At 63.9% G+C, this 19,588-nt stretch carries 16 protein-coding genes; 5 read left to right on the top strand and 11 right to left on the bottom strand.

The genetic code is table 11. The annotated features are described in order from the left end of the window. Window positions 1–34: 34 nt before the first annotated feature. On the bottom strand, window positions 35–943 hold the full coding sequence (locus tag FJ953_RS08660) for a hydrogen peroxide-inducible genes activator (RefSeq protein ID WP_140623942.1): 909 nt from the start codon (window positions 941–943) through the stop codon (window positions 35–37). A 125-nt stretch (window positions 944–1,068) separates the two neighbouring features. Between FJ953_RS08660 and katG the strand changes: the two genes are divergently transcribed. After that, a complete protein-coding gene (gene katG / locus FJ953_RS08655) occupies window positions 1,069–3,267 on the top strand; it encodes a catalase/peroxidase HPI (protein WP_140581174.1) in 2,199 nt (732 codons plus the stop codon). A 78-nt stretch (window positions 3,268–3,345) separates the two neighbouring features. On the opposite strand, the gene FJ953_RS08650 is transcribed toward katG, so the two are convergent. Next, a complete protein-coding gene (locus FJ953_RS08650) occupies window positions 3,346–4,023 on the bottom strand; it encodes an MIP family channel protein (RefSeq protein WP_140623940.1) in 678 nt (225 codons plus the stop codon). Between the two features lie 317 nt (window positions 4,024–4,340). Between FJ953_RS08650 and FJ953_RS08645 the strand changes: the two genes are divergently transcribed. The 4 genes from FJ953_RS08645 (at window position 4,341) to guaA (ending at window position 8,638) form a co-directional block, all read left to right on the top strand. Beyond that, window positions 4,341–5,630, top strand: coding sequence for an RsmB/NOP family class I SAM-dependent RNA methyltransferase (locus FJ953_RS08645; protein ID WP_140623938.1), 1,290 nt, complete (start codon window positions 4,341–4,343; stop codon window positions 5,628–5,630). 129 nt (window positions 5,631–5,759) lie between these two features. Next, entirely contained in the window at window positions 5,760–6,218 is a 459-nt protein-coding gene (locus tag FJ953_RS08640; RefSeq protein WP_027146613.1) for a PaaI family thioesterase, read from the top strand. A 134-nt stretch (window positions 6,219–6,352) separates the two neighbouring features. Further along, window positions 6,353–7,021, top strand: a complete 669-nt coding sequence (locus tag FJ953_RS08635) for a 5'-methylthioadenosine/S-adenosylhomocysteine nucleosidase (protein ID WP_140623936.1) — start codon at window positions 6,353–6,355, stop codon at window positions 7,019–7,021. Window positions 7,022–7,075: 54 nt separating this feature from the next. Beyond that, a complete protein-coding gene (gene guaA, locus FJ953_RS08630; RefSeq protein ID WP_140498335.1) occupies window positions 7,076–8,638 on the top strand; it encodes a glutamine-hydrolyzing GMP synthase in 1,563 nt (520 codons plus the stop codon). Between the two features lie 402 nt (window positions 8,639–9,040). Here the strand turns inward: guaA and FJ953_RS08625 are convergent, their stop codons facing one another. From FJ953_RS08625 to FJ953_RS08585, 9 genes are all read right to left on the bottom strand, one after another. Next, on the bottom strand, window positions 9,041–9,793 hold the full coding sequence (locus FJ953_RS08625) for a TIM barrel protein (RefSeq protein WP_140623934.1): 753 nt from the start codon (window positions 9,791–9,793) through the stop codon (window positions 9,041–9,043). Next, window positions 9,793–10,446: a 3-oxo-tetronate 4-phosphate decarboxylase gene (gene otnC, locus FJ953_RS08620; protein ID WP_140623932.1), complete on the bottom strand. Its 654-nt coding sequence runs from the start codon at window positions 10,444–10,446 to the stop codon at window positions 9,793–9,795. The genes FJ953_RS08625 and otnC overlap by 1 nt, the downstream gene beginning before the upstream one ends. Next, the gene (gene otnK / locus FJ953_RS08615) at window positions 10,443–11,708 is read right to left on the bottom strand and encodes a 3-oxo-tetronate kinase (RefSeq protein ID WP_140623930.1); all 1,266 of its coding nucleotides are present in this window, start codon (window positions 11,706–11,708) and stop codon (window positions 10,443–10,445) included. The genes otnC and otnK overlap by 4 nt, the downstream gene beginning before the upstream one ends. A gap of 53 nt (window positions 11,709–11,761) precedes the next feature. Further along, the gene (denD, locus tag FJ953_RS08610; RefSeq protein ID WP_140623928.1) at window positions 11,762–12,748 is read right to left on the bottom strand and encodes a D-erythronate dehydrogenase; all 987 of its coding nucleotides are present in this window, start codon (window positions 12,746–12,748) and stop codon (window positions 11,762–11,764) included. A 41-nt stretch (window positions 12,749–12,789) separates the two neighbouring features. Continuing rightward, window positions 12,790–14,745, bottom strand: a complete 1,956-nt coding sequence (locus tag FJ953_RS08605) for a hypothetical protein (RefSeq protein ID WP_140623926.1) — start codon at window positions 14,743–14,745, stop codon at window positions 12,790–12,792. 15 nt (window positions 14,746–14,760) lie between these two features. Next, complete coding sequence (locus FJ953_RS08600; RefSeq protein WP_224619126.1) at window positions 14,761–15,699, bottom strand: ABC transporter permease; 939 nt, start codon at window positions 15,697–15,699, stop codon at window positions 14,761–14,763. A 23-nt stretch (window positions 15,700–15,722) separates the two neighbouring features. Then, window positions 15,723–17,630, bottom strand: coding sequence for a sugar ABC transporter ATP-binding protein (locus FJ953_RS08595; protein WP_140623924.1), 1,908 nt, complete (start codon window positions 17,628–17,630; stop codon window positions 15,723–15,725). Window positions 17,631–17,710: 80 nt separating this feature from the next. Further along, window positions 17,711–18,694: a substrate-binding domain-containing protein gene (locus FJ953_RS08590; RefSeq protein WP_140498327.1), complete on the bottom strand. Its 984-nt coding sequence runs from the start codon at window positions 18,692–18,694 to the stop codon at window positions 17,711–17,713. Window positions 18,695–18,745: 51 nt separating this feature from the next. Further along, window positions 18,746–19,492 (bottom strand): FCD domain-containing protein, encoded by a 747-nt coding sequence (locus FJ953_RS08585; RefSeq protein ID WP_140498326.1) that lies wholly within the window; start codon window positions 19,490–19,492, stop codon window positions 18,746–18,748. Window positions 19,493–19,588 lie beyond the last annotated feature (96 nt).

Below are 19,588 nucleotides of genomic sequence, written 5' to 3'. Positions count from 1 at the left end.
CCTGGGCCGATAGTAAGCTTGGGCTCCTCGTCCTTCACGCCGCCTGCACCGCCGCTCCCAACCCTCGAATGATCTTCGCCAGCTCCATGCACTCATTGCGCAAGGTGCTGTTGCGCCGCCAGGCGAAGCAGATCGTGCGCTGCGGCATGGGTTCCTGGAACGGCACGATCTTGAGATCGGGGATAGTGCCGGCAGGTCCCGTGGCCATTTCCGGGATCAGCGTCACGCCGAGCCCGTGCGCCACCATCTGCAAGAGCGTGGTCAGGCTGGTGGCGCCGTAGCTTGCCATCGCCACCGGCCGCACATTGCCGCAGACAGCCAGCGCCTGTTCGCGCAGGCAATGACCCTCCTCTAGCAGCATCAGCCTTTCCAGCGCCGGGCTTTCGGGCGGCACCGGCGGCGAGGCGAAAGCCGGATCGCCTGACGGCACGGCCAGGAAGAACCGGTCGGGGAACAAAGCCTCCGTCACCAGGCCGGGATGGTCGAGCGGAAGCGCGGCGATGAAAGCATCGAGCTTTTGCGACGCGATGTCCTCGACGAGCGAGGCGGTCACCGCCTCGCGCAGTTCGAGCATCAAGTCCGGGAAATGCATTTTCAGCTCGGGCAGCGCACGCGGCAAAAGATAGGGCGCGACGGTCGGAATGATGCCCAGCCGGAAGCGCCCTCCCATGGCAGGGCGGCCACGCCGGGCGATGGTCTCGACCTCGCGTATGTCGGAAAGGATGCGTTCGATGCGCGGCAAAAGGGCTGCCGCCTCGTCGGTCATGCGCACCGATTTGCCGCCGCGTTCGAACAGCCGGCAGTTCAGCCGCTGCTCCATTTCCGCGATCTGCGAGGACAGCGCCGGCTGGCTCACGCCTGCAAGTTTCGCCGCACGCCCGAAATGCAGCGTCTGCGCAAGTGCGTCGAAATAATGCATCTGGCGGACGGTTAGGCCTATCATAAGAAAATCCTATTGAAAGGAACAGGAAAGGCAATTTGTTTTTATCGGCAGGCTGGCCTAGTCTGGAATCATTCCAGGATGGCGGCGCTGGCTGCCCGGAACCCTCGGCAAAATTGGAGTGCAAGATGGACGCGAAAACCGACGACAACAGCGCGGGCAAATGCCCTGTCGCGCATGGACCCGGTGCCAGGACCAACCGTGACTGGTGGCCCAACCAGCTGGACCTCGGCGTTCTCCACCAGCAGTCGAACCTCTCCGACCCGATGGGCGAGGACTTCGACTATGCCAAGGAGTTCGCGAGCCTCGATCTCGACGCGGTGATCAAGGACCTGCACCATGTCATGACGGATTCGCAGGATTGGTGGCCGGCCGACTTCGGCCATTACGGGCCGCTGTTCATCCGCATGGCCTGGCACAGCGCCGGCACCTACCGCATCGGTGACGGCCGCGGCGGCGCCGGCGCCGGCCAGCAGCGTTTCGCACCGCTCAACAGCTGGCCTGACAACGCCAATCTCGACAAGGCGCGCCGCCTGCTGTGGCCGGTCAAGCAGAAATATGGCCGCAAGATTTCCTGGGCCGACCTGCTGATCCTCACCGGCAATGTCGCCCTGGAATCGATGGGCTTCAAGACCTTCGGCTTCGCCGGCGGCCGCGCCGACGTCTGGGAACCCGAGCAGGACGTCGATTGGGGATCGGAAACCAAATGGCTCGACGACGAGCGCTACTCCGGCGACCGCGAGCTTCGCGGCCATCTCGGGGCCGTGCAGATGGGCCTGATCTACGTCAATCCGGAAGGCCCGAACGGCAAGCCTGATCCGCTTGCCTCGGCACGCGACATCAGGGAAACCTTCGGCCGCATGGCGATGAATGACGAGGAGACAGTGGCGCTGATCGCCGGCGGCCACACCTTCGGCAAAACCCACGGCGCCGGCGATGCCTCGCTGGTTGGCGCCGAGCCGGAAGGCGCCGGCATCGAGGCGCAGGGCCTCGGCTGGTCGAGCAAGCACGCGTCGGGCATTGCCGGCGATGCCATCACTTCGGGGCTCGAGGTCACCTGGACCACGACGCCGACCAAATGGAGCAACAACTTCTTCGACAACCTGTTCAATTACGAATGGGAATTGACGAAAAGCCCGGCCGGCGCCCATCAGTGGACGCCTAAGGGCGGCGCAGGTGCCGGCACGGTGCCGGACGCGCATGATCCCTCCAAGCGCCGCGCGCCGGCCATGCTGACCACCGATCTCGCGCTGCGGGTCGACCCGGCTTACGAGAAGATCTCGCGGCGGTTCCACCAGAATCCGGATCAGTTCGCCGATGCCTTCGCCCGCGCCTGGTTCAAGCTCACCCATCGCGATATGGGCCCGGTCGTTCGCTACCTTGGCCCGCTCGTGCCGAAGGAGGAGCTGATCTGGCAGGATCCGATCCCGGCCGTCGACCATGAACTGGTCAGCGAACAGGATATCGCATCGCTGAAGGCCAAGATCCTGGCCTCGGGCCTGTCAGTTTCCGAACTGGTCTCGACCGCCTGGGCTTCGGCCTCGACGTTCAGGGGTTCCGACAAGCGCGGCGGCGCCAATGGCGCCCGTATCCGGCTGGCGCCGCAGAAGGACTGGGACGTCAACCAGCCTGCTGAATTGGCCAAGGTGCTTGCCACGCTCGAATCCATCCAGAAGGCGTTCAACGCGGCACAGACCGGCGGGAAAAAGATCTCGCTGGCCGATCTGATCGTGCTCGGCGGCGTCGCCGCGGTCGAGAAGGCGGCAAAGGATGGCGGCAACGAGGTGAAGGTGCCGTTCACGCCGGGCCGCATGGATGCCTCGCAGGAACAGACCGACGTCGCCTCCTTTGCCGCGCTTGAGCCGAAAGTCGACGGCTTCCGCAACTATGTCCGGGGGCCGCAGCCGATGTCGATCGAGGCGATGCTGGTCGACCGGGCACAGTTGCTGACGCTGACCGCGCCGGAGATGACGGTGCTGGTCGGCGGCCTGCGGGTGCTCGGCGCCAATACCGGCAAGTCCAGGCACGGCGTGTTCACCGACAGGCCGGGCACGCTGACGAACGACTTCTTCGTCAACCTGCTCAGCATGAACACGGTCTGGGATCCGGCCGCCGGTTCGGATGAGATCTACGAAGCGCGCGACCGCAAGACCAAGGCGGTCAGGTGGACCGGCACCCGCGCCGACCTTATCTTCGGCTCGCATGCGCAGCTGCGTGCGCTGTCTGAGGTGTACGGGTCCGCGGATGCCGGGCAGAAATTCGCCAGGGATTTCGTCGCGGCGTGGACCAAGGTGATGAACGCCGACCGGTTCGACATCGCTGCCTGATCCGAGCAAGGACTTCTCGACCCAAGAAAAAGGCGCGGGGCTTGGCCCCGCGCCTTTTTCTTGTCCAGGCTTCCGAAGTCAGTCCTTTTCGAAGACGCGCGCCTTGGCGACGACGCCGGCAACGGCGCCGCCGATCAGCGGCGCGACGATGAACAGCCAGAGCTGGCTGATCGCGGCGCCGCCCGAGAACAGCGCCGGGCCAATGGAACGGGCCGGATTGACCGATGTGCCGGTCACCGGGATCATGGCGAAGTGGATACCCGCCAGCGTCAGGCCGATGACCAGTCCAGCGAAGGCCGTCGCATGCCTTTCCGCGGTAACGCCGAGGATCACGGTGACGAAGGTGAAGGTGCCGATCAACTCCCACAGGAACGCGGAAGAGACGCCCCATTTCGTCTCGTCCCAGCCATTGGCGCCGAAGCCGCCAGTGTGTCCCCCGGCCTGGCCGGAGACGATGATCCACAGCGCCAGCGATGCCAGGATGGCGCCAATGATCTGTGCGATCCAGTAGGGGATGACGTCCTTGGCCGGCAACCGGCCGGCAAGGAACACGCCGAGTGTTACAGCCGGGTTGAGATGCGCGCCCGAAATGGGGCCGATCGCGTAAGCGGCCGCGATAAGGCCGATGCCGAAGGCCAGCCCGATGCCTTCTTGTCCCAGCGGCAGCGCGCCGCCGAAGCCGCCCGTCACCACCGACCCGGTGCCGATGAACACCAACAGGAATGTGCCTAGAACTTCCGCCAGATAAGTCTTCATTGCCCTCTCCTCGTGACGATCCGCCGGTCCACGCTTTCCGCGCCGCGAATCATGGCGGCAAGAGTATTCCCAACCGAAAAACTTGGAAAGCTGAGTTGTCGCATCCCTACCGTGCTTGCAGCCGCCAGTTAATAACATTAGAGAGCTTGCATTTATTGACGATCTGCTGTTGACCGCACCGGAAGATTTATTGATCGAGCGGTTTTCGCCGATCTCAACAGGCGGCCTGCCGTCGCGAGAGGGGGCGGGGTTCAATCTCACCGTGAAAGGCTCTAAGAGCAGACCGAGATGATGCGCTCGATTTGGTGGACTGAAGAATGCGACTAGGCGGACGGCTGGCTGCGGCCATCGAAGTGCTGGAAGACATTGGCCGGCGTCACCGGCCGGTGGCCGATGCGCTGAAGGACTGGGGCCTGTCGCACCGCTTCGCCGGCGGCGGCGATCGCGCGGCGATCGGCAACATCGTCTACGATGCGCTGCGCCGCAAGCGCTCGGCAGGCTGGCTGCTGGGCGAGGACACGCCGCGCGCCATCGGCTTCGGCGCCCTGCTGCTCGAATGGGACCAGACTGCGCGCTCGCTCAACGAAGCGCTCGACGGCGACAAGTTCGCGCCGCCGCTGCTGACGGCTACCGAACTCCAGGCAACCGACGAGCGGCGGCTTGCCGACGCCTCGCCCGCGGTGCGCGCCGACATACCGGATTGGTGCGAGCCGCTTTTGCAACGCGCGTTCGGTGAGGCCTGGGTCGAGGAGGGCGCGGCGCTCGCCACCCGCCCGCCGCTCGACATCCGCGTCAACACTTTGCAGGCCGATCGGGCCAAAGTGCTGGCGGAACTTGCCGAAACCGGCGCCAAGCCAGCCCAAATCGCGCCCCAAGGCATTCGCATACCGCCGATCGACGGCGACGGCCGGCATCCCAACGTGCAGGCCGAGCCGGCTTTCCAGAAGGGCTGGTTCGAAGTCCAGGACGAGGGATCGCAAATCGCCGCCGCTCTTGCCGGCGCCGAGCCTGGAATGCAGGTGCTCGATTTCTGCGCCGGCGCCGGCGGCAAGACGCTGGCGCTGTCGGCGGCGATGGGCAATACGGGTCATGTCTTCGCCCATGATGCCGAGAAGGCGCGGCTGGCGCCGATCTTCGACCGCATCCGCCGCTCGGAAAACCGCAACGTGCAGATCGTCACCAAGCCGGCGGAATTGTCGCCGCTCACTGGCCATATGGACCTCGTCCTGGTCGACGCGCCTTGCACCGGCAGCGGCACCTGGCGGCGGCGCCCGGATGCCAAATGGCGGCTGACGCAAAGGCAGCTCGACGCCCGCAAGGGCGAGCAGATGGCGATCCTCGATGCCGCAAGCAGCTTCGTCAAGCCGGGTGGCCTGCTAGTCTACGTCACCTGTTCGGTGTTCGACGAGGAGAATGGCGACCAGGTCGCAGCGTTTTGCCAGCGCAATGGCGGTTTTGCCCCGGTCGACCATCGCCGGCTCTGGGACAGCCGTTTTCCCGGCCATGAAACGGCGATGCGGCTCGGCGCGCTGGGCGGTATCTGCCTGTCGCCGGCGCTGAGCGGCACCGACGGTTTCTACATCTGCGCGCTGCGTAGGGCTTCCTGAATGGAGCGGAAAGCGAAGCCGTCCTGCGCGCCCTCGAGACCAAATTGCTGCAGTGCAGCATTGGATGATTGCTTGCCGCTCACGCCTCTGCAATAAGCTTTTCCGGCAAAAGTGAAAGCAGCGACGGCCATGGCAGCAAAGATCGTACCCGCTCCGGACTATGAGGACCGCGTCAGGGCGTCCTTCGCGCGCCAGCAGGCGATGGCGACCATCGGCGCCGAATTGACGCTGGTGACGCCCGGCATCATCGAAATCGAGATGCCCTATTCGGCCGCACTCACCCAGCAGCACGGTTTCCTGCATGCCGGCGTCATCTCGACCGCGCTGGACTCGGCCTGCGGCTATGCGGCCTTCTCGCTGATGCCGGAGAATTCCGGGGTGCTGACCATCGAATTCAAGGTCAATCTGCTGGCGCCGGGCAGGGGTGAGCGCTTCCTGTTCCGCGGCTCGGTCACCAAGCCCGGCCGCACCATCATCGTCGCCGACGGCCAGGCCTATGCCTTCGCCGCCGACGGCGAAGCCAAGTTGATCGCCACCATGACCGGCACCATGATGACGATGGTGGGCCGCGACGGGATTGCTGGGTGAGTCGCAGGTTCGCCGCAGGCGAATTCATCGTGCCAGTGGCACGATGAAAGGCCACGAACGCCGGGAGCTGCCGCAGGCAGCGGGTCCCGGCGAGCAGGCGGTGAAGACTGCAGGACAGGGAGGAGTAAATCATCATGACCGACAAAGTGTCGCGCCTGTCCGGCAAGGATGTCCTTTTCGTCATGGCTGCACAGGCCGAATACGGGCCGCATCTACAGCGGCTGTTCACCCCGCTGATGACCGGTGTCGGCCCGGTCGAGGCAGCCGTCCGGCTTGGCGCCGAATTGTCCTGGCTGAAGTCGCAAAAGGCGCTGCCGGACCTCGTCGTGTCGCTCGGCTCGGCCGGCAGCCGGACCTTGGAGCAGACGGAAATCTATCAGGCGGTCTCGGTCAGCTATCGCGACATCGACGCCTCGCCGCTCGGCTTCGAGAAGGGCGCGACGCCATTTCTCGATTTGCCGGTTACGGTGCCGCTGCCGTTGCGCATCCCGGGCATAAAGGAGGCGACGCTGTCGACCGGCGGCGCAATCATCACCGGCGCGGCCTTTGATGCAATTGCGGCAGACATGGTCGACATGGAGACCTTCGCCTGCCTGCGCGCCTGCCAGTTGTTCGACGTGCCCCTGATTGGGCTGCGCGGCATTTCCGACGGCGCGGCTGATCTCAGGCATGTCGGCGACTGGACCGAATATCTGCACGTCATCGACGAAAAGCTGGCGGATGCCGTCATGCGCCTCGAACAGGCGATCGGCTCGGGCTTGCTTCGGACGGCATCTCCCGGTGACGTGACGGGACCGGTCTGAAAGTCAGGTTCGCAACCCATTGCGTCGACTCGTTTCTTTCTCTAAACGCTCGCCATGAAAACAGCCAATCAACCCGACACCGTCCTGATTGTCGATTTCGGCAGCCAGTTCACCCAGCTCATTGCCCGCCGCATCCGCGAGGCCGGCGTGTTTTCCGAGATCGTGCCGTTCCAGTCGGCCGAGGCGGCATTCAAGCGCATCAATCCAAAAGCCGTGATCCTGTCCGGCGGTCCGGCCTCGACCACGGATATCGGCAGTCCGCGGGCGCCGCAGATCGTCTTCGAGGCCGGCGTGCCGGTGCTCGGCATCTGCTATGGCCAGATGGCCATGTGCGTGCAGATGGGCGGCGTTGCCGAAAGCTCCAATCATCGCGAATTCGGCCGCGCCTTCGTCGAGATCGAGAAGGAAAGTCCGCTGTTCGAGGGCCTCTGGGCAATCGGCCAGCGTCACCAGGTGTGGATGAGCCATGGCGACCGCGTCATCTCCTTGCCCAAGGGGTTCGAGGTGTTCGGCAAGTCGGAAGGCTCGCCCTTCGCCATCTTCGGCAATGTCGAGCGCAAGATGTATGGCATCATGTTCCATCCGGAAGTGGTGCATACGCCCGACGGCGCCCGGCTGCTCAGGAATTTCGTCCACAACATCGCCGGCATCGAGGGCGACTGGACGATGCGCGCCTACCGCGAGCACGCGGTCGAGGCGATCCGCAAGCAGGTCGGCAAGGGCAAGGTCATCTGCGCGCTCTCGGGCGGGGTCGACTCCTCGGTCGCCGCGCTGCTCATCCACGAGGCCGTCGGTGACCAACTCACTTGCATCCTCGTCGACCATGGCCTGATGCGTAAAGACGAGGCCGCCGGCGTCGTTTCGATGTTCCGTGAACATTACAATTTGCCGCTCATTCTGGTGAACGCGTCGGATCGCTTCATCGGTGCGCTCGAAGGCGAGGCGGATCCCGAGAAGAAACGCAAGACCATTGGCCGGCTCTTCATCGAGGTGTTCGAGGAAGAGGCCAAGAAACTCGGTGGCGCCGATTTCCTGGCGCAAGGCACGCTCTATCCCGACGTCATCGAAAGCGTCTCCTTCACCGGTGGCCCGTCGGTGACGATCAAGTCGCACCACAATGTCGGCGGCCTGCCCGAGCGCATGAACATGAAGCTGGTCGAGCCGCTGCGCGAACTGTTCAAGGACGAGGTCCGCGCACTTGGCAAGGAACTCGGCCTGCCCGAGAGTTTCATCGGCCGCCACCCGTTCCCGGGCCCGGGTCTCGCCATACGCTGCCCCGGCGGCATCACGCGCGAGAAGCTGGAGATCCTGCGCGAAGCCGACGCCATCTATCTCGACGAGATCCGCAAGGCCGGCCTCTATGACGCCATCTGGCAGGCCTTCGCCGTGCTCTTGCCGGTGCAGACGGTCGGCGTCATGGGCGACGGCCGCACCTACGAATTCGTCTGCGCGCTGCGCGCCGTCACCTCGGTCGACGGCATGACGGCAGATTTCTATCACTACGACATGGCCTTCCTGGGCGCCGCCGCCACCCGCATCATCAACGAGGTCCGCGGCATCAACCGCGTGGTCTATGATGTGACGTCGAAGCCGCCGGGAACAATTGAGTGGGAGTGATTCAGGCCCACTCAAACGCCGCCGAAAATACGCCAATCCGCGGCGTAACTGTCTGATAACAAATATAAATCCTATCTGGGACAATCAGCCACAATCGGTGCGCAGAGAAGATCGCCAACCCCGGCTGATGACGCGAACGACGTCTTTGCGCCGTATATCAGTCGAACAGACTTGCTCTGCAAACTTCTGAAAGGGGACATTTGTCCCTGATCGCAGCATAGCAGCATATGACCCTGGCAGTTGCATTGGCCCCTCGAACGCAAGGTCGGCTTTCTAGCCTAAGGCCATCCCGAACGCGGCAGATCCGCTATCGACCGGGTGTTCTCACGCCTCCTGTCTGGCGTGGATATCGGCTCCACCGGGGCCGAAAGCGTGCCGCGCCAAGCACGCGCACTCAGGCCTCTAGTGGTCGAAACGCTTCATCCAAGCAAAGGAATCGGTAGTGGGGCGATATTCGGCGCCGAATGCGCCATCATAGCCGGCGTCCGCGATTGCGCGCAGGAGCCAGCCATAGTCCACCTCGCCGTGATCGGGCTCGCTACGATCCGGTACGGCGGCGAATTGGATATGGCCGATCTTGTCGGAAAATTGCCTTACCGAGTTAAGCAAATCGCCTTGAATGATCTGCATGTGATAGCAGTCGAACATTACCTTTACCGCACCGTCTGTCGCATCGATCACACGCAATGCGGTGGAAAGGTCGGAGAGGAAATAGCCCGGCGCATCGCGCGGGTTCAGGGGCTCGATCAATATGCCGATGTTGTGCCGTGCCGCCGCCTTCGAAGCGTACCGCAAATTGCCGGTGAACGTCGCGAAGGCTTCGTCGCCGATTGCCTTTCCTGCCATCACATGGATGTTGCGACAGCCTGTTACGGCTGCCCATTGAACCGCCTGGTCGATCGCCGCGCGCGCTTCCGTTTCACGGCCCGGCAGCGCGGAGAGGCCGAAATCGCCCGCCCCAACATCCCCCCGGGCCGTGTTGATGCCAAGCAGCGGAAGACCGGTTTCGGCGAGCAGCGCCGCGACCACCGATGCGTCGGTATCGTACGGCCAATGCATCTCGACCGCCGCGAAACCGCGCCGCTTGGCCGCGCGGATCGCATCCGGAAGCGCTAGGTCACGAAAGAGAAATCCCAGATTGGCCGAAAGTTGCATCAGTCGTCCCACTCCACGTCAAAGTGTTCCACCAACTCGCGAATTTGCGGAGCCGCGAGGATCTTGGGCCGCAAGCCCTGGGTGAGAAGCGTGAGCTTGGCCGTTTCCTCAAGTTCCTCCATCGCATAGGCGGCGGCTTCGAGATCCTTGCCGGCGACGACGGGTCCGTGGTGGGCCAGCAATACGGCCGACCGTTTCCCGGCGAGTCCGCGCACGGCGTCTCCCATCGCCGGATCGCCGGGCCGGATGTAGGGCAGCAGTTTCACCTTTCCCAGCCGCATGATCGAATAGGCCGTCAGCGGCTTGAAGACGCTGTCGGGATCGACGTCGGGCAGAAGCGAAACCGCGACAGAATGGGTCGAATGAAGATGGACGACCGCTCCGGTGCGCGCGCCGCGTGTCTCGTAGAACGCCTGATGCAGCGGCATCTCCTTTGTCGGCTTGTCGCCGTCCAGGAACCGTCCCTCAGCGTCGAAGAGCGACAGGCGGGCGGGGTCGAGCGCGCCAAAGGACGATCCTGTCGGCGTGACGAGCAGCCGACCATCGCCGAGGCGGGCGGAGATGTTCCCCGAGCTTCCCGCAGTGAGGCCGCGCGCGAACATGGACGCAGCGATGCTGCAGATCTGATCCCTGAGTCTTGTTTCATCGCTCATTGTAGAACGCCTCCCGTAAGGACGTCGGCTGCCTTTTCGAAGAACCCGGCCGAACCGAAATTGCCCGATTTAAGGGCGAGCACCATATCCGGGTCACCCGCCTTCAACGCCGGAACACCGGGGTCGATCTCCGGTCCGATCTCGAACGACGAAATGTCGAGCGCCGATACGACAGCCCCCGATGTCTCGCCGCCCGCCGTAACCAGCCGGCGCACGCCACGCGCCGAAAGCTGACGCGCCAGTTCGCCGAAAAAACCTTCAACTGCCGTCGCGACGCGCTCCTTCCCGTAGCGGTTCTGTGCGGCGGCGACGGCTTCGGGCTCGGCCGACGAGAACACCAATGGCAAGCCGTGGTGCTGGTGGCCGATCGCCCACTCGGCATATTCAACAGGATTGGCCGTGCCGTCCACGACCGCATCCACCTCCACAACGCGCGTCGGATGGCTTTTCCGGTGCTCGGCAATCTGGCGCCGGCTCATGGTCGAGCACGAACCGCAAAGCGCGGCCCCTGGCCCCTGTATTCCCTTCCAATGCGTGGCCGCCGTGCCGATCAACCCGGCCCGACGAAAGTTGGCCGGAAGTCCAAGCGCTATTCCCGAACCGCCGCTGAGCAGGACATCGGCTTCGGCAGCCTCGCCAATGGCGATAAGATCCTTGTCCAGAATGGCATCGACCACGACGTAGCGAGAGCCGCTGGCAGATGCCGCCTCCAGAGCATCCCTGATCGGGAGGGGGCCTCCCGCTACGACATCGTAGGGGACATGGCCGATCCCGCGCGCGGTCTGTCGCGAAAGCCAACGCCGCAGATCGGGATCCGTCATCGGCGTAAGCGGATGCTTCTCCATGCCGGATTCGCTCAATAGCCGATCGTTGACGAAAAGATGCCCCTGGTAGATCGACCGGCCGGTTGCGGGAAACGCCGGACAGACGATCGCGCGTGCCGCTCCCAACGCGTCGCCAAGAGCGTCCAGCACGGGACCGATATTGCCTTCGGGCGTCGAGTCGAATGTCGAGCAGTACTTGAACAGATATTGGCGGCAGCCTTGGCGTCGAAGCCACTCCAACGCCGCGAGCGACTGCTTCACCGCCTCCGAGGCGGATATCGTTCTGGTCTTCAGGGCAACGACGCCCGCGTCAACCGAGCGGTCGGAGGCGGTGTTGGGAACGCCGTTGTACTGGACCGTGCGCATGCCCCCCTTGGCAAGCGTGTTGGCCAGGTCGGAAGACCCGGTGAAATCATCGCCTATGCAGCCCAGAAGCATCGGAATTTCCCAGTTTCAACTTTCACGGAACTTTGGCGACCATGCCCTAACGGTTAAGGGATGGTCTTCGGGGCGTCGTCCGCCAGGTAAACCGCGATCAGTTCATCGACCGTGCTTTCGGCCACAAAGCCCAGACTGGTGGCCAGCCTGGGCGTGAAGGATTTCGGCCACCCGGCAATAATGGCCTCGATCGCCTCGTCCGGCTTGCGGTCTATCAACGCCTCGGCTTCGGCCCCTGCCACGCGGCGGAGCGCGGCAATCTGGTCGGAGACCGTGGCCGCGACACCCGGCATGTTCAGCGTGCGCCGGGCGCCCAGCGCGGATGTATCGAGCATCGCGGCATGGATGAGGAAGGCTACCGCCGAGCGCGGGCTCGCCAGCCAATGCTTGACGGTCTCCTTCACCGGCAGCACGGAGCGCTGCCCGGCGAGTGGCTCGCGCAGGATGCCGGAGAAGAAGCCCGAGGCTGCCGCGTTGGGAGTGCCGGGCCGAATGACGATCGTCGGCAGGCGTATCCCGATGCCGTCGAGGAAGCCGCGGCGCGAGTAGTCGGCCAGCAACAGCTCGGATATCGCCTTCTGGGTGCCGTAGCTGGTCAGCGGGGCAAGGATGTAGTCGTCGGGAATAGGGTCGGGCAGAGGCGCGCCATAGACAGCAACCGAGGAGGTGAACACCAGCCTGGGGATATATTTCCGCCGGGTTCCTTCCAGCCGGATCGCCTCGAAAAGAGCGCGCGTGCCGTCCATATTGATGCGATAGCCCTTCTCGAAATCGCGTTCCGCTTCGCCGGACACGATGGCCGCGAGATGGAAGATCACATCCGCGCGGCGCGCGGCCAGATCCTGCGCTGCGCCGGGAGCGGAAATATCGGCGGCAATGGCTTCGACAAAACCTATGTCACCGGTTGGCACCGGCGGCTTCGTCACGTCCGCCAGCGTCATCCGGTCAATCTTTCGATCTCCAAGCGATGCTGTCCGCGAAAGCTCGGCCGCGAGTTTGCGGCCGATCATTCCACCAGCGCCAATGATGAGTATATGCATGGATGCTCCGTTCTCTTCCGGGACTGGTTTGTGATGCCGCTTCAGACCTGCCTGAGCGCGCGCACGACTGCGTAGGCTTCGAGCGACAGGGTTTGCGTTCCGTCATGCGTCAGCCGATCGAGCAGATCCGGTTGGCGCGATGCCGCGACGAAAGATGAGGCGTCAAGAATTGCAGCGCGCGCGAAGCCTTTGGGGAGGCGCACCTCCAGCGCGTTGGGCGAGGGGTTGCATAACCACAGCTCGGTGCCTTTTTCGGTAACCGCCGCGATTCCTCGCACTGCGCCAGGGACCGACGATCGCAGCGGACGGAGCGGGCAGCCTTTGAGCTTCGCCAGGCCTCGCACGATGTGCCAGACAGGATAGAGCTCGCCCTTGCCTTCGAACCAGGGCTGCGGAAACGACGTCGGCACGGAGAGGACGCCGAACGGGCCGACCGCGGCGCCGAGCGCGATGGCCGCCGCGCCGCCTTCCGCGAAGGCGGCGAAGTAGCCGAGGTTCCAGGCCGCTCCCATGACGCCCCGCTGGCGCGGATCATTGAAATTGACCGCCTGCCGGATGTTGGCGGGATTGGCGACCGGCGCTTCGCCATAGGGATTGTCGCGCAACCCGATTGCGGACGGCCCAACGGAATATGGGCGGCCCTTGGCGATCGCCGGCACGGTCCTGACAATATGCGGCAGGCATTCGAGCGTCTCCATCAAGGAGCGGTCGTCACCAGCATGAAAAATCGCCGCCGTCGTGAATGTCACGAGGTCTATCGCCTCGGCCGGGGGACGTTTGCGGTTGAGCTCGGTGAAGAAGCTGAACATGCCTCCGCCGATGCGAGATGCGGGGAAGGCCGCGCGCGCGGCCGCATAGAGCTTCGCCGCATCCGGCGCTGGCGGCCAGATGCTGCCGGGCAGCGTGCATTTGAGATCGGGTGCGGGCGACACCAGAACCGTCGTGAAGCGATGATCGAGCCTCGCGGCCACCTTGCCCAGGGAGTCTATTTCCGCCGCGGCGCCAGCATCGTCGGCATGCTCGACCACTGCTTCGAGCCAGGGTTGGGCGCCCATTGCGACGGCGATCTCGACCTGCCTCGCCAGCGTTTCGGCATCATGGCCGAACCGCGGATCGTAATGGCAGATGACATGGGCGACGCCGAGCTGGGCAAGCGTCTCGACATGCCGCAATGCGGCCGAAGCGTCATCGGGATGCAATCCGACGCCGAGAGGTGGAATCGCGTCCGCCGCCTCGCCGAGCGTCAGGGCGGCGATGCCTCCCGCCTGACGCGACGGACCCTTGGGAGAGCCCTTGACGGTCAGGGTGATCTTCTGTTCGACGACCTCGCCGGGCTCGATCCTGTACGGCCAGGACAGAGCGAGGGGACGAACATAGGTCTTGTAGGAGGCGTCGGTCCAGTTCCGCTGGTCCTCCATCTCGAACGCGTCGCCCTCCATAAGGCAGCTGACCTCCAGCCCGCCGGGAGTACGATGCGAGATTTCACGCAGATCCATCATCGGCTGCACCGGATCGATCTCCACAGGAAACCGTGTCTCGGCCTTCTCGCCGCTTGTGTGCGTGATCGTGGCGGCCGCGCCGCTTATCCCCTCTATGGGATGCAGGACGACAAAGCCGGTCCGGTTCGTGAGAAGCCCGGTCGGCGTGGTTCCGCGAGCCGAATAGGTCAGAACGCCTGCCGCGGTACCAGCGATGGCCACGTCATAGCCGAAGGTCTCGCCTTTGCTGGCAACGCTTGCGCGATAGGCCACACGAAAGCGATCGTCGTCCTTTTCGACGACCAGGTCGGTGATTTTCGGAATGAGCGTCGCCCAGTCCTTGTCGCGGACCACGAACGAGATTGCGCGGATCACCTTTTCGCCATGCATGCGGAAGTCGCGCAGGTTCGCGCCGTCGAAAAGCACGCTGAGGGGCCCGGCGCTCAGTAGCCACTCCTCTGCCGGTAGTTCTTCCGTGCCGTAGAGGCGGACGGCTCGGGAAGGATCGGACTGTGTCATAGGATTCTCCCGGTCTCAAACGCGGCGCGATTTCCAGGTGATGAGGCGCTCGGCCAGCAAGGCGAGGATGATGATGGCGCCGATGGCGGTCCCCTGCCAGAACGGCGAGACGCCGAGCAGGTTGAGGCCATTGCGGATCATCACCATGATCAGAACCCCCATCAGCGTGCCGAATATCGTGCCTCGTCCGCCGTAGAGGCTCGCGCCACCGATGACCACGGCCGCGATGGCGTCGAGTTCAAGCTGGTTCCCCCCGATCGGGTCAGCCGACATGATCTGCGCCAGCGAAAAGGTCATCGCCGTCGCCGAAAGGGCACCGGACGCCACGTAGGGAAAGATCGAGTAGAAGAGGGTGTTGAGGCCGGCCGCCCGGGCGGCTTCAATGTTCGAGCCGACCGCGTAGATGGTTCGCCCGCCCTTGGAATATGTCAGCCACGCCCAGGTGGCGAGGTAGAGCGCGATGAGGAAGATGACGTTGGCGGGGATGCCCAGCAGGTTCGTGTAGACGATGTTCTGCAGCCCCATGGGCAGTCCCGAAATCGAGCGCTGTCCCGACACGATATAGGCGAGACTGCGCCCCATCGCCATGACCCCGAGCGTCACCACGAAGGGCGCCAGGCCGAACACTGCGATGAGAACGCCGGAGAAAAGCCCGATCAGGGCGCCGCAACCTATGGCGAGCGCGATCGCCACCGGAATGGGGAATTCCTTCAGGAGTAGGGCGAGGATGATGCCGGTCACGCCCGCGACCGACCCGACGGACAGGTCGATGCCGCCAGTCAGGATCACCAGGGTCATGCCGACGGCAACTATGCCAAGCACCACCGATTGGTCGAGTATGTTGAACATGTTCCGCTCGGTGAAGAAGTGCGGCGAGATGAACGACAGGATCACCGCAAGCACCATGGCGAGGCAGAGCATCCGGAACTCAAGCGTGCTGGCGAATCTGGGCATCGCAAAGGATCGTGTGGGCGCGTTCATGCGTCGATCTTTTCGTCTTGAGGTGTATCGAACAGGCCGGCGATCCGGGCCGACAGGGCCCCGGCGTCCGGCAGCCTGGAGCCGGCCGGCAGGCTGAGCCCGATCCATCCCAGATCGTGCCCTCGGCGATTGGACAGTGGTGCAAGCAAGGTAGAGCGGCCGTCATTCTCGGTCACGATGCCGGGTTGACGCCTTCCAAGCGCGAGGGGGATTGCCGTCTCCTGCGCAAGATAGACATGCCCGGCCGCGAGTCCCATCGTTGCACCCGGCGTACCCTCGGCGAGGGCGAGGCAGACGAACCGGTCGTCGTCGATCAATCCCCAAAATGCCGTGCCGCCATGGCCGGCGACAAGATCGCGCAGGAATGCCGTGTTGCGCTCGGCTGAGCTTCGGGGCGCGGCGAGCAGCGTCAGGCTCTCTTCGCTCAGTCGCGAGGCGGGCAGGTCGGCGATGGTATAGCCGTCACTCACCACGACGACCCGCTCGCAGATCCCCAGTAATTCCTGGAAATCCGAGGAGATCACGACTACGGCTATCCCCCTTTCGGCCACCTCGCGCAGCAGTTCGTAGATTGCCTGGCGTGTCCCTATGTCGACGCCTTTCGTAGGCTCGTCGAGGATGAGCACTTCGGGCTCGATCAGCAGCCAGCGCGCGATAATGATCTTCTGCTGCATGCCGCCGGAGAAGTGCAGAAGGTTTGCATCCATGCGGTCGGTCGGAAGGTCGAGACGCGAAATCAGCTCGCTGGCCTGCTTGCGGCGCGCCGAATGGCCCCGCCCGAAACCCTTGTGCTTGCCCATCTGGGCGAGGAAGAGATTTTCGCCGACCGTCATGTCGGGCACGATGTTCTGGGCCCGCCGGTCCTCGGCGACCATTCCGAGACCGGCGCGGATTGCCGCGATAGGGCTGTTGGGGGCAATCTCCTTGCCGCCGACAAGGACGCGCCCGCGGCTGCGGTGGCGCAGTCCGAATATCGCTTCGGCGCTCTCCGAGCGTCCAGCTCCGACAAGCCCGCCGAGGCCGAGAATTTCACCCCTGCGCACCGTGAACGAGACGTCACGCACGAAAGGCGGAGCTTTGAGCCCAATTACCTCCAGAGCCACCGGCTGCTCGTTAGTGGTCACTCGCGAGACGGCCCTTCGATACACATTTCCGATGTCGCGTCCCACCATGTGGCGGATGACGTCGGCCTGCGTGAGCCCCGCCGTAGGCACGCTTTCGGCCACGGTCTTGCCCTCGCGCAGGATTGTGACGCGATCGGTGACTGCGAAGACCTCCTCAAGCCGATGCGACACGAAGGCGAGTGCCTTCCCGCTGTTTTTCAGCCGTCCCATAATCTCGAACAGCCGGTCAACCTCGATCGGCGAGAGGGAGGCCGTCGGCTCGTCGAAGATGACAAGATCGGCGTTGAGGGCCAGCGCCTTGGCTATTTCGACGAGTTGGCGTTGCGCTGCCGAGAGCCGGCGCACCTCGATGTCGAGTGGCAGTACGTGGTCATGGCCAAGTTCCGACAGGATGGTCTGCGCCTTGTCTCGCAACTGGCTGAAAGACAGTCGGCCCGGCATCGCGTAGCTGGGCAGGAAGATATTCTCCAGCACGCTCATGTCGGGCGCCAGGCTGGTTTCCTGTGCCACGAGGGCAATGCCGGAACGCAGCGCGTCGCGCGCGGATCCGACGGTCAAGGGAGCACCCTTGAAGAGTATCTCGCCCGACGAAGGCGGCAGGTGTCCGCAAACGATCCGTGACAGCGTCGATTTTCCCGCGCCGTTCGCGCCCAGCAATCCGCAGATCTCGTACCGGCAGAGCGCTATCGACGCGTTGCTGAGCGCGTAGGCGTTCCCAAACAGGCGGGTGACGCCACGAGCCACGAGAAGCGGCTCGGGAATCTTGCTGCTGTCTACCATCCGAGGACACACTCCAAGTGGTACGAATAAAGCGTCCGGGGGAGGGTGCCCCCGGACGGCCTATGTCGGCCAGGCCCCGATTACATCTCGTTGGCGAAGACCGTTTCCTTGATGGTTGGAAGCTCCTGCTCGATGTTCTTGCTGGTCACGATCTTGATCGGCACGAGGATTTTCTTTTCGGGAGTCTTGCCGCCGAGATGGTCGACCATCGCGCGTCCCGATTCCTGGCCCATCAGATACGGCTGCTGCATGCCCGAAACGACCAGTTCGCCCGACTGCAGCAACGGCACGAATTCCGGCACGCCGTCGAAACCGGCGACCAGCACGTCGCCGGTGAGGCGGGCCGCCTTGATTGCCTGCAAGGCGCCCAGCGTCGGGCCGTCGGTCTGGACGAAGAGGCCCTTCATGTCCGGATTCGCGGTCGTCATATCCTGCGTGAACTTGAAGGTTTCGTCCGCGGTGTAGGTCTGCATCTGCTGCAGCCCGGCTTCCTTGGTGATGCCAGCCTCTGTCATCGCGTCCTTGAAGCCCTTGGTGCGGGCCTGGCCGTTGAGGCGGGCCTGGCTGATGCCGACAATGCCCACGCTGCCGTCCTGCTTGCCGGCGGCCTTCATTGCCTCGGCCAGCGCTTTGCCGACGCCGTTCGCGCCCTGATAATTGTCAGAGATGATGAAGGACACATAGTCGCCGCTGTCCGTGCCGATGTCGGCGATGACCACGGGAATGTTTGCCTGCTTGGCGAGATCGAGCACGGCCGGCGCGGTTGAACTGTCTGTCGGAGAGATGATGATCCCGGCGACGCCGCGGGCGATCGCGTCCTTGGCATTTTTAAGCTGGGTCTGGGCATTGTTGCCCGAATCCAGCGCCTGATAGGTGTAGCCTCCCTTGGTTGCGACATTCTCGATGCCCTTGGAGAGGTATCGCCAGAAGGCAAGATCAAGGCCTGGAGTCAGATAGACCAACTCCTTGGATTCGGCGAGAGCGGCGGTCGCCGTCCCGGCAATGCCGGTCAGCGCGACAACGCCCGCGAGGGCTGCGGTGGCAAAAAGGCGTCTTGTCAGCATGGGAACTCCTCCTGTTGTGCTGCATGGTTGCCCGGCAATCCGCCCCTATTCTTATCCCTTTCGAGCGGATTGCGTTAAAAGCTGCTTGGTCGTGGTGTAGATGCGTGTTTCGTGGACCGCGAAGGCCCTTGCGGCCGCCTCGGAATCGCGCGCCTCAAGTCCCGCAAGAATGGCACGGTGATCGGCGATGCTCGTTGCGATGCTTGAAGGCTGGGCGACTGCTCGCCGCCGATGGTCGAGAAGGTAGGAATAGAGATCGGCGGCGATATCCGCCAGCGCGGCATTGCCGCCCGCCCGATAGATGGCCGTGTGAAATTCGCGATCGCAAATGAGGAAGCGAACGGGATCGTCGATCGCCGCTTCCTGCGCCTCGATCGATTTTTGCAGGGTCTCGAGCGTCGCGGCTTCAACCCGGACAGCCGCGGCCCGCGCCACCTGATCTTCGATCAGCAACCGCGCCTCATGCACGTCGTCAAGACTGTATCTGGAAATGTCGCGATAGCGGGCCGATTGGACCGCGAGTTCCCCGACTTCCGTCGAGGCCACCACTGTCCGCGTGCCTTGGGCGACGGAAAGGATGCCCTTTGTGGAAAGGATTAGGATCGCACCGCGCACCGTCTCGCGGCTTACCGACAAAGCGCCCGCAAGTTCACGCTCGCTTGGCAACGGGTCCCCCACGTCAAGAATGCCGGTCGCAATGAATGTCGCGATCTTCTGGACGACGAAGTCCTTCATCGAATGCTTCGGCACGCCGCCAAGCGCACTCCCGTCGTCGGTCAGAATCGCTCGTAGGTCCATCCGTCCTTACATCCGAAGAGGTCTAGTGGTCCGGTATATGTACCAGTAGGCCTGCTTCAGCTGTGCGTCAATAGCGAGACGCGGCCGTCAAATCTC

Source organism: Mesorhizobium sp. B2-3-6 (assembly GCF_006442305.1).
Classification (GTDB): Bacteria; Pseudomonadota; Alphaproteobacteria; order Rhizobiales; family Rhizobiaceae; genus Mesorhizobium.
The sequence above is the reverse complement of the archived record's forward strand: the minus strand, read 5'-3'. Positions and strand labels throughout refer to the sequence as shown.